The organism is Kitasatospora sp. NPDC127035 (assembly GCF_042726075.1).
Taxonomy (GTDB): Bacteria; Actinomycetota; Actinomycetes; order Streptomycetales; family Streptomycetaceae; genus Kitasatospora.
The window spans coordinates 1-9,385 of record NZ_JBHXDN010000124.1 but is presented as its reverse complement, the minus strand read 5'-3'; the positions used below and the strand labels follow the sequence as shown (position 1 = coordinate 9,385).

The following is a 9,385-nucleotide window of genomic DNA, read 5'->3' as shown; positions in this document are numbered from 1 at the left end:
GCCCCCCTGGAGTGGGGGGCGGCCGTTCCGGCGTTTCGGGCTTCAGGCCCCGGGCCGGGGCTCGGGCCCTCAGGCCTTCGGGTGCGGTGTCTCAGCCGAGCTGCTGCTCGATGGCGCGCAGCTTGCGCTCCAGCGAGTCCAGCTTGGGCATCGACAGGGTGTCGTCGTCCGCCGTCAGGTCGATGGTCGAGCTGCGGTAGGAGGACGAGGAGGACGAGGAGGACAGCGAGGCGGAGGACGACGTCGACGTCGACGTCGACGTCGAGGAGGCGACGGCGGCGCGCGTCCGGCGGCCGGTGTCGAAGGAGCTCAGCGAGGCGGGCTCCAGCGCGGAGGAGGTGGACTTGGAGAGAGCGTCTGCCTCGGCGGCTAGGGCAGGCTCCGTAGTGCTCGGGCCGTCTCCGGCAGCGGCGAGCGCGGGAACCTGGCGGCCACTGCGGCCCCGGGAGAGCATCCCGCCCTGGCGGGAGATGGCCTTCAGCTCGGCGCGCTCGCGACGGTCGGCGCTGCGGGCACGCACCTTGGCGTCCAGCTTCGCCTGGCGCTCCTCGCGCACCTCCTCGACGGCCTCGTCCAGGCTGCGGACGTTCTCCAGCAGCATCAGCGACCAGGCGGCGTAGGTCTCGCGGGGCGCGCGCAGCCAGCGGACGATCCGGATCTGCGGCAGCGGGCGCGGCACCAGGCCCTGCTCGCGCAGCGCGGCCTTGCGGGTCTGCTTCAGCGCGCGGTCGAAGAGGATCGCGGCCGAGATCGACATGCCGGAGAAGAACTCCGGGGCGCCGTCGTGGGAGATGCCGCGCGGGGCGTGCACCCAGTTGAACCAGGCCGAGGCGATCGCGAACACCCAGACCAGCAGACGCGAGCCGAGCGCCGCGTCACCGTGGCTGGCCTCGCGGACGGCGAGCACCGAGCAGAACATCGCGGCACCGTCGAGGCCGAACGGGACGAGGTACTCCCACCCGTTCGACAGGCCGAGGTTCTCCTTGCCGAAGCCGACCAGGCCGTGGAAGGAGAGCGCGGCCGCGACGCCGGCGCAGCAGAACAGCAGGACGTAGGAGGAGATCCCGTAGATCATCTCCTTGCGCCGGCGGCGCTCCTCGCTGCGCTCCCAGGAGTCGCCCGAGTCCTGCTTCTTGGTGTTGTTCTTGAAGCGCAGCGTCGCCACCAGGATGGCTGTGAAGAGCAGGGCTGCGCCGCCGATGACGGTCCAGACCAGCTGTATGGAGGTCAGGTTCATTGCGGGTCGGGCCTCAGGTTTCCGCAGGGGACAGGTCACGGTGCGACACAGGCGGTCAGGGCTCGTCCCCGGGACCGGGCCTGACGGTGCGTCGTTGTCGACGGGCGTCCGCCGTGCCCGGGCAGGGACGGGCGGGACACCTGTGCGGCTAGACGATATCGCGTCCGAAGTGGCCGCATGGTACGGGAGGGTGGCTTCGCCCCGCAATCGACCCGCCGGTGCCCGTCGGGTGGCCCTCCGGCGGCCGTCGGACGCCGTTCCGGTGGTGCCTCGGCGTGCCGTGGAGGGCCGGGTGACGGCCGGTCGTGCGCCCCGGTGGAGGCTGCGGAGGTGGTTCGGAAGGCGTTGCGGAAGCTGGTCGGGGTGCGTCGGGAGGCGCCTCGGAAAGTGCGGCGGAACGTGCGTCGGAGGATGTTTCGGGAGGTGGCCCGGAAGTCGGTCGGGGGCCGGACCGGGGCCGGACCGGGGGCGGTCCGGGGGCTGTCTCGATGGTGCACGAAGGGGCTTCGGGGTGGCCGTGGGGGCGGCTATAGGGGCGGCTGCGGGCCGCGGGAGGTGATGCGGCGGCGGTGGGCTGCCGGGTGCCGGGCCGACGGGGTCCGGGTGGCGTCCGGCCGCTGTCCGGACGGTGTCCGGTAACCGGCGGTGGGTAGGGAGTTCAGGTACCCGGGGGCGGGCTGATGCCCGATCATGGAGCGGCGGCCCGTCAGATCGACTGACGGGGCTGGGGGAGGACGGCATGGCCTCGATTTGGGAGTACCTGCGCGGGGAGCGGAACAGCCTCGACACGAGCGGGCAGTACAAGATCACCCTCACCAAGTCGCAGCCGCACCACGCGATCACCGGTGCGGCTGCCACCACCGGCTACCTCTACGTCAACCTGCACTGGACCACCCGGATAGGAGCTTCGCGGGCGTCCGGCCGGGACGCCCTCCGGAGGCTCCTGAACCCGCGCATCCTCCGCCCGATGGAGCCGGACACGGCGCAGAACACGCAGGTCAACGTGGACCTCGACCTGGCCTGCATGTACGAGCTGACCGACGGCAGCCGGGGCGTGGTGCAGCCGCTGGGCGGCTACTTCGGGGACCTCCAGCACCCGCCGTTCGTCAAGCTCAGCGGCGACGACCAGTACGGGGCGCCGTCCGGCGAGACGATGTACGTCAACCTGGAGAAGAAGGACCAGTTCAAGCGGCTGCTGATCTTCGTCTACATCTACGACGGCACGCCGGCGTTCGAACAGGCCAACGCGGTGGTGACGATCGTGCCGCAGTCCGGGCCGCGGATCGAGATCCATTTGGAGGAGCGGGCCTCGGCGGCGCGGTCGTGCGCGGTGGTGCTGATCGAGAACACCGGGGACAACACGCTGACGGTCCGCCGCGAGGTGCGGTACGTCAACGGGTTCCAGGCCGACATCGACCGGCTGTACGGCTTCGGGATGCAGTGGCAGCGCGGGTACAAGGGGTCGGCGACGGCGGACTGAGGGGCGCGGGGGTCGGTAGGGCGGCGCCTGGAGGGCCCGTGCGCTCCCGGACGCCGCAGCCGGTGTGCTGCGGCGGCCGGGCGGACGGCAAGTCGGGCGGACGGCCTGCCGGTCGGCCGGATGTCGCGGTGCGGCGGTCGGGCGGGGTGGTTGCGCGGCGGGGTGCTCGTGCGGGGGGTGGGTCAGCGGGGCTGGAACTGCGGGCCCTGCGGCGGCAGCGCGAACTCCTCGGGGGCGGCCTGCGGCTGCACCGGCTGCTGGGCAGGCTGTTGCTGGGCCGGCTGCTGCTGGGACTGCGGGGCGCCGGTGTTGGGCTGCGGGTAGCCGTAGCCGCCCTGCTGCGGGGGCTGGGCCTGCTGCGGGTAGCCGTACCCGGCGGCGGCCTGCTGCTGCGGGTAGGGCTGCTGCTGCGGATAGCCGTACCCCGGGCGCTGGGCGGGCTGGGGGTAGCCGTAGCCGCCCGCCTGCTGCGGATAGCCGTAACCGCCCGGCTGCTGCGCCGGGGGCGCCGTCGGGGCGGGCGGGGCCGTCGGCGGCACCGTGGGCGGGGCGACCGGCGGAGGGGGCGTGTTCGCCGGGACGCCGGTGGGCGCCGAAGCGGCTGCGGCCGACGGCTGCGGCACGGCGGGAGCCAGCGTGAACGTGCCCGGTTCGGGGCGCGGGGCAGGGCGGGGGTCGGGCAGCGCGGCGCGCGGGTCGACGGCGGGGGCGACCGGGGAGGGCGGCCGGGAGGCGGCGGCCGGCGCGCCGGCCGGGGCCTGGGTGTCGCCCTCGTCCTCGACGGTGATGCCGAAGTCGGTGGCCAGACCGATCAGCCCGGTGGAGTAGCCCTGCCCGACGGCGCGGAACTTCCAGACGCCGCCCCGGCGGTACAGCTCGCCCGCGACGAGTGCCGTGACCTCGTCGCCGTCGGCCATGGCGAACTCGGCGATGGCGGTCGCGCCCTCGCCGGCGCCCGCGTCGAAGAGCAGCAGGCGCAGCCCGCTCACCGAGCGGAACGACCCGCCCTCGGAGGAGCCGGCGAGCACCACCCGCTCGACCTCGGCGGGCAGCTTGCCGAGGTCGGCCTCGACGGTGTCCGCGATCTCGGTGCCGCCCGAGGTCTGCTGCTTGGGCAGGTGGCGCACCAGGCCGGACGGGTGGCGCGGCTGGTTGTAGAAGACGAAGTCGGCGTCCGAACGGACCTTGCCGTCGGTACCGAGCAGGAGTGCGGAGGCGTCCACGTCCGGCGCACCGGGCGTGGCGCTCCAGCGCAGCACGGCGCGGACCGCCGCCACCGGCAGTGCGATGTTGGCGCCCTTGGCCATCACGTGCGTCATAGCCGACCATCCTGCCTGTTCGCCACCCCTTCGGACAACGTGACCGGAGGTGGCGGATCGGTGGGACTTTGCCAACGCTTGCGCTTTGTGAAGCGGAAGGTAACCTTCCGAGAATTCGATGTTTCGGAAGTGCATTCGACCGGGCGGCGTCCGTACGATGGACGAGCGAGGGGTCCGGAGGTCCGGTCAAGGGGGATCGGGCCGGTTCCCGTCCGGGAACCATCGCGGCTGCCGGGCCGGTTCATCCGGGTGTCGGCACCGCCCCGCCCACTGCTCCCGTGTCCCGTCCCGCGTTCTGTTCTCGCATCCGCCGGACCGGCGGCCGAACCCTGAGGAGAGCACCTTGCGCCACTTCGGCCACCTCGCGGACGACGTACGCGACCGGCTCTTTCTCGAATCGCCGCGGGTGTTCACCCCGGACAGTGACGCGGCCGTCCTGGCGACCGCACTCGGCGCCACGCTCTACAGTCCGGCGACCCGGCCGACGCTGCGGACCGACATCCGCAAGCAGGCCGCGCAGGGCGTCGTCTCGATGGTCCTCTGCCTGGAGGACGCGATCGCCGACCACGAGGTGCCGGCCGCCGAGGCGAACCTGGTGGCCCGGTTCGGGGAGCTCTTCGAGGAGGTGTCCGCGGCCGCTTCGGGCCGTGAGATCTCCACGGATTGCGCACATGATCTGCCCCTCCTCTTCATCAGGGTGCGGACCCCCGCCCAGATCACCGACCTCGTCGGCCGACTCGGCCCGGCCGTCGGCCTGCTCACCGGATTCGTCCTGCCGAAGTTCACCGAGGAGAACGGCGGGGACTTCCTGGAGGCGCTCGCCGCCGCCGAGGCGACCACCGGCCGGCGGCTGTTCGCCATGCCGGTCCTGGAGTCGCCCGAACTGGCCCACCTGGAGACCCGCCGGGAGCAGCTGTTCGGCATAGCCCGGCTGCTCGACAAGTACCGCGAGCGCGTCCTCGCCGTCCGGCTCGGAGTCACCGACCTCTGCTCCGCGTACGGCCTGCGCCGCTCGCCCGACCTGACCGCGTACGACGTGGCCCTGGTCGCCGCCGTGATCGGGGACGTGGTCAACGTGCTCGGCCGGGCCGACGGCACCGGGTTCACCGTCACCGGCCCGGTCTGGGAGTACTTCCCCGTCCAGGAACGGATGTTCAAGCCGCAGTTGCGCCGCACCCCGTTCGTCGAGGCCGAGCCCTCCGGGGTGGCGGTGCGGCAGCGGATCATCGAGCACGACCTCGACGGGCTGATCCGCGAGATCGAGCTCGACCGCGCCAACGGCCTGCTCGGCAAGACCTGCATCCACCCCAGCCACGTGCCCGCCGTGCACGCCCTCTCGGTGGTCACGCACGAGGAGTACAGCGACGCCCGGGACATCCTCGACCAGGAGCGCGGCGGGGGCGGGGTGATGCGCTCGGCGTACACCAACAAGATGAACGAGGCCAAGCCCCACCGGGCCTGGGCCGAGCGGGTGCTGCTTCGGGCGGAGGTGTTCGGCGTGGCCCGGGAGGACGTCAGCTTCGCGGAGCTGCTCTCGGCCTGCCTCTGCCGGTGAGGACCGCCGCCCGGGGCCGTCTTCGGGCGGCCCGTCCGTCGTGCGCGCCCGTTCCGGCGGCGGCCCGTCCGTCGTGCGCGCCCGTTCCGGCGGCGGCTCGCCCCCGGGGCGCGTCCCGGGTGTCCGTCGTTGCTCGTTCGTAGAACGTCGTAGAACGTCTTAGATCGCTGTAGTCCGTCGTAGTCCGTCGCCGTTCGTCCAGATGTGAACCGCACCACCGAAAGCAGGACCCGTAGTGACAGGACGTCTCGTGGCAGCACCGCAGGAGTGGACCGGCCGATGGGTGGCCGAGCGGGCCGGTGTCGGCCTGACCGGCTCCGAGCGGCTCCCCGAACTGGTCGGCCTCGCCCTGCGGGAGAACCGCAAGCGGGCCCATCTGCTGGTCTCCACCGTGCTCGGCAAGCACGTCCCGCAGCTTCCCGCCGTGGTCCACGGCGCCGGGCTCGACCTCGGCCGCCGGGTCCGCGAGCTGCTCGGCGACGAGGCCGCGGCGCGCGCCGTCGTGCTCGGCTACGCCGAGACCGCCACGGGCCTCGGCCACAGCGTCGCCGACGGCCTGGATGCCCCCTACCTGCACTCCACCCGCCGCCCGGTGCCCGGCGTCGATCCGGTCGGCGGCTTCGAGGAGGAGCACTCGCACGCCACCTCCCACCTGCTGCTGCCCACCGACCCCCGGCTGCTCGCCGGGGACGGGCCGCTGGTGCTGGTGGACGACGAGTTCTCCACCGGCACCACCGCGCTCAACACCATCCGCGCGCTCCACGCCCACCACCAGCGGGACCACTACGTGGTGGTCGCGCTGGTCGACCTGCGGGGTGCCGCCGACCGGCAGCGGCTCGCCTCCGTCGCCGCCGAACTCGATGCCCGGCTCGACCTGGTGGCCCTGGCCGGCGGCGGCGTCGAGCTCCCCGAGGACATCCTGGACCGCGCCGAGCGGCTGATCGCCGACGCCGGACCGGCGCCCGAGCCGCCGCCCGCCCCCGCGGCCCCGCTGGTCCGCGCCGAGCTCGCCTGGCCGGCCGGCCTGCCGGAGGGCGGCCGGCACGGCTTCACCCGCGAGCACCGGGCCCGGTTCGACGCCGCGCTCCCGGAGCTGGGCCGGCAACTGGCGGCCGTCGTGGCCGGTGACGGCGGCGGCGCCTCCGACGGCGGTGCGTCCGGTGACGGTGACAGCGCCGGTGCGTCCGGTGACGGCGGCGGGCGGGTGCTGGTGCTCGGTTTCGAGGAGCTGATGTACACGCCGCTGCGGCTGGCCGGCGCCCTCGCCGAACGGCTCCCCGGCGGCGCCGAGCGGGTCCACTTCTCCACCACCACCCGCTCGCCCGTCCTCGCGGTCGACGACCCCGGCTACGCCATCCGCACCCGGCTCGCCTTCCCCGCCCACGACGACCCCGCCGACGACGCCTCGCGCGAGCGGTACGCCTACAACGTCGCCCCCGGCGCCGACCCGGCCCGCCGCTTCGCCACCGTCGTCCTGGTGGTCGACGACGTCGCCGACACCCCCGCACTGCACGAGGGCGAGCGCGCCCTGATCGGCCAGCTGCGACGGGTCACCGACCGGGTGGTGCTCGCCGTCCTGCCCACGCACCGGCCGGGCGACACGGCGGAGGGCGGCGCGGCGGCGGGCGGCGCGGCGGCGGGTGCTCTGGCGGGCGCCCCGGAGTCCCGGCTGCCGCGCCCGCTGTACGGTCCGGCGTTCTCCTCCTACCGCGCCGACGAGGTGGCCTGGCTGCTCAAGGACCTCTCCGGCGTCGCGCTGGAGGCGCCCACCGAGGAGCGGGAGGAGGCCGTGCAGAGCGGCGGCGCCCACTACGCGGAGTCACTGCCGGTCGAGTACCAGCCGAGCCCCGAGTACCAGGAGCTGTTCCACCAGGCGCTGCGGGTCTCCGCCCGGCGGATCGCCCTCGCCGTCGGCACCGTCGCCGAGACGCTGGTCGCCGAACGCGGCCGGGGTCTGGTGCTCGCCTCCCTGGCCCGCGCCGGGACGCCCGTCGGCGTCCTGATCCGCCGCTGGCTGGCCGCCGGACACGGCGTCGAAGCCCCCCACTACGCCGTCTCCATCGTCCGGGGCCGCGGCATCGACCCGGTCGCCCTGCGGTACCTGGCCGCCCACCACCGGGCCTCCGACGTGGTCTTCGTCGACGGCTGGACCGGCAAGGGCGCGATCACCCGCGAACTCGACGAGGCCCTGGCGGGCAGCGGCTTCGACTCCGGGCTGGCCGTCCTCGCCGACCCCGGCCGCTGCGTGCGCACCTTCGGCACCCGGGACGACTTCCTGATCCCCTCCGCCTGCCTCAACTCGACCGTCTCCGGCCTCGTCTCGCGCACCGTGCTGCGCACCGACCTGATCGGCCCGGACGACTTCCACGGCGCCAAGCACTACACCGACCTGGCCGGCGCCGACGTCTCCGGTGCCTTCCTGGACACCGTCGCCGACCACTTCGACGCCGTCCGGGCCGAGGCCGTCGCCGCGGCCGGCCGGTTCCTCGACACCGACCGCGCCGCGGACCGCACGCCCGACTGGGCCGGCTGGGCCGCCGTCGAACGGATCAGCGCCGAGTACGGCATCGACGACATCAACCTGGTCAAGCCCGGCGTCGGCGAGACCACCCGGGTCATGCTGCGCCGCGTCCCCTGGCGGGTCCTGGCCCGCCGCGGCGCAGGCGCGGACCTCGACCACGTCCGCCTGCTCGCCGCCCAGCGCGGCGTCCCCGTCGAGGAGGTCGACGACCTGCCGTACTCGTGCGTCGGCCTGATCCACCCCCGCTACAGCCGGGGAGCGACCGGCGCCTCCGGCACGGCCGTCCTGGTGAAGGAGTCCTGAACCGATGAGCAGCCCCCGTGGTTCGCTGCCCCGCGGCTTCCTGGTCGCGAGCGACCTCGACCGCACCCTGATCTACTCCAACCGCGCCCTCGCCCTGGACGTGCCCGACCGGCTCGCGCCACGCCTGCTCTCCGTCGAGGTGCACGACGGCAAGGCGCTCTCCTTCATGACCGAGCAGGCCGCCGCACTGCTGGTGGAGCTGGCCCAGGAGGCCCTGTTCGTCCCCGCCACCACCCGCACCCAGGCCCAGTACGAGCGGGTCAACCTGCCCGGCCCGACGCCCGGTTGGGTCCCGTCGTACGCGATCTGCAGCAACGGCGGACGGCTGCTCGTCGACGGCGTGCCGGACGAGGACTGGGAGGCCGAGATGGCCGGCCGGCTGGCCGCCGGGGCGGCGCCGCTGGCCGAGGTGGTCGAGCACCTGGCCCTCTGCGCCGACCCGGAGTGGACGCACAAGCGCCGGGTCGCCGACGAGCTCTTCGCGTACCTGGTGGTCGAGCGGGCCGAGCTGCCGGTCGGCTGGCTGGAGGAGCTCACCGGCTGGTGTGCCGAGCGCGGCTGGAGCGTCTCGCTCCAGGGCCGCAAGGTGTACGCGGTGCCGGGGCCGCTGAGCAAGAGCGCCGCCCTGGCCGAGGTCCGGCGCCGGGCCGGTGTCGACGGCGTGGACGGCGTGGACGGTGTTGACGGCGGGCCCGCCGTGCTCGCCGCCGGTGACTCCCTGCTGGACGCCGACCTGCTGCTCGCCGCCGACGCCGCCTGGCGCCCCGGGCACGGCGAGCTGGCCGACAGCGGTTGGACGGCCCCCGGTGTCACCGCCCTCGACGAGGTCGGGGTGGCCGCCGGCGAGGAGATCGTCCGACGGTTCCTGGCCCGCGTCCGGGGCGAGGCGGACGACCTCGTCCCGGTCGCCGTCCGCTAGCGGAAGCGCACCGGTGGCCCGGCGGCCCGGTGACCCCTACGACCGTAGGGG

The 9,385-nt window shown here is 74.1% G+C and carries 6 protein-coding genes; 4 read left to right on the top strand and 2 right to left on the bottom strand.

Annotated elements, in window-relative coordinates; translation table 11 throughout:
* Nucleotides 1–91: 91 nt before the first annotated feature.
* Nucleotides 92–1,237: a DUF2637 domain-containing protein gene (locus tag ACFWIC_RS40105; RefSeq protein WP_380522052.1), complete on the bottom strand. Its 1,146-nt coding sequence runs from the start codon at nt 1,235–1,237 to the stop codon at nt 92–94.
* A 739-nt stretch (nt 1,238–1,976) separates the two neighbouring features.
* On the opposite strand from ACFWIC_RS40105, the gene ACFWIC_RS40100 reads away from it, so the two are divergent.
* On the top strand, nt 1,977–2,717 hold the full coding sequence (locus ACFWIC_RS40100) for a Tellurium resistance (protein ID WP_329878959.1): 741 nt from the start codon (nt 1,977–1,979) through the stop codon (nt 2,715–2,717).
* Between the two features lie 182 nt (nt 2,718–2,899).
* Here ACFWIC_RS40100 and ACFWIC_RS40095 read toward each other — a convergent pair whose 3' ends face one another.
* The gene (locus ACFWIC_RS40095; RefSeq protein WP_380522049.1) at nt 2,900–4,036 is read right to left on the bottom strand and encodes a TerD family protein; all 1,137 of its coding nucleotides are present in this window, start codon (nt 4,034–4,036) and stop codon (nt 2,900–2,902) included.
* 343 nt (nt 4,037–4,379) lie between these two features.
* Here ACFWIC_RS40095 and ACFWIC_RS40090 point away from each other — a divergent pair, with 343 nt between their 5' ends.
* The 3 genes from ACFWIC_RS40090 to ACFWIC_RS40080 all read left to right on the top strand — a co-directional run bounded on the left by ACFWIC_RS40090 (nt 4,380) and on the right by ACFWIC_RS40080 (nt 9,334).
* Nucleotides 4,380–5,591: an HpcH/HpaI aldolase/citrate lyase family protein gene (locus ACFWIC_RS40090; RefSeq protein ID WP_329951552.1), complete on the top strand. Its 1,212-nt coding sequence runs from the start codon at nt 4,380–4,382 to the stop codon at nt 5,589–5,591.
* A gap of 250 nt (nt 5,592–5,841) precedes the next feature.
* Nucleotides 5,842–8,415 (top strand): phosphoribosyltransferase, encoded by a 2,574-nt coding sequence (locus ACFWIC_RS40085; RefSeq protein ID WP_380522047.1) that lies wholly within the window; start codon nt 5,842–5,844, stop codon nt 8,413–8,415.
* A gap of 4 nt (nt 8,416–8,419) precedes the next feature.
* The gene (locus ACFWIC_RS40080; protein ID WP_380522045.1) at nt 8,420–9,334 is read left to right on the top strand and encodes an HAD family hydrolase; all 915 of its coding nucleotides are present in this window, start codon (nt 8,420–8,422) and stop codon (nt 9,332–9,334) included.
* The last annotated feature ends 51 nt before the right edge of the window (nt 9,335–9,385 follow it).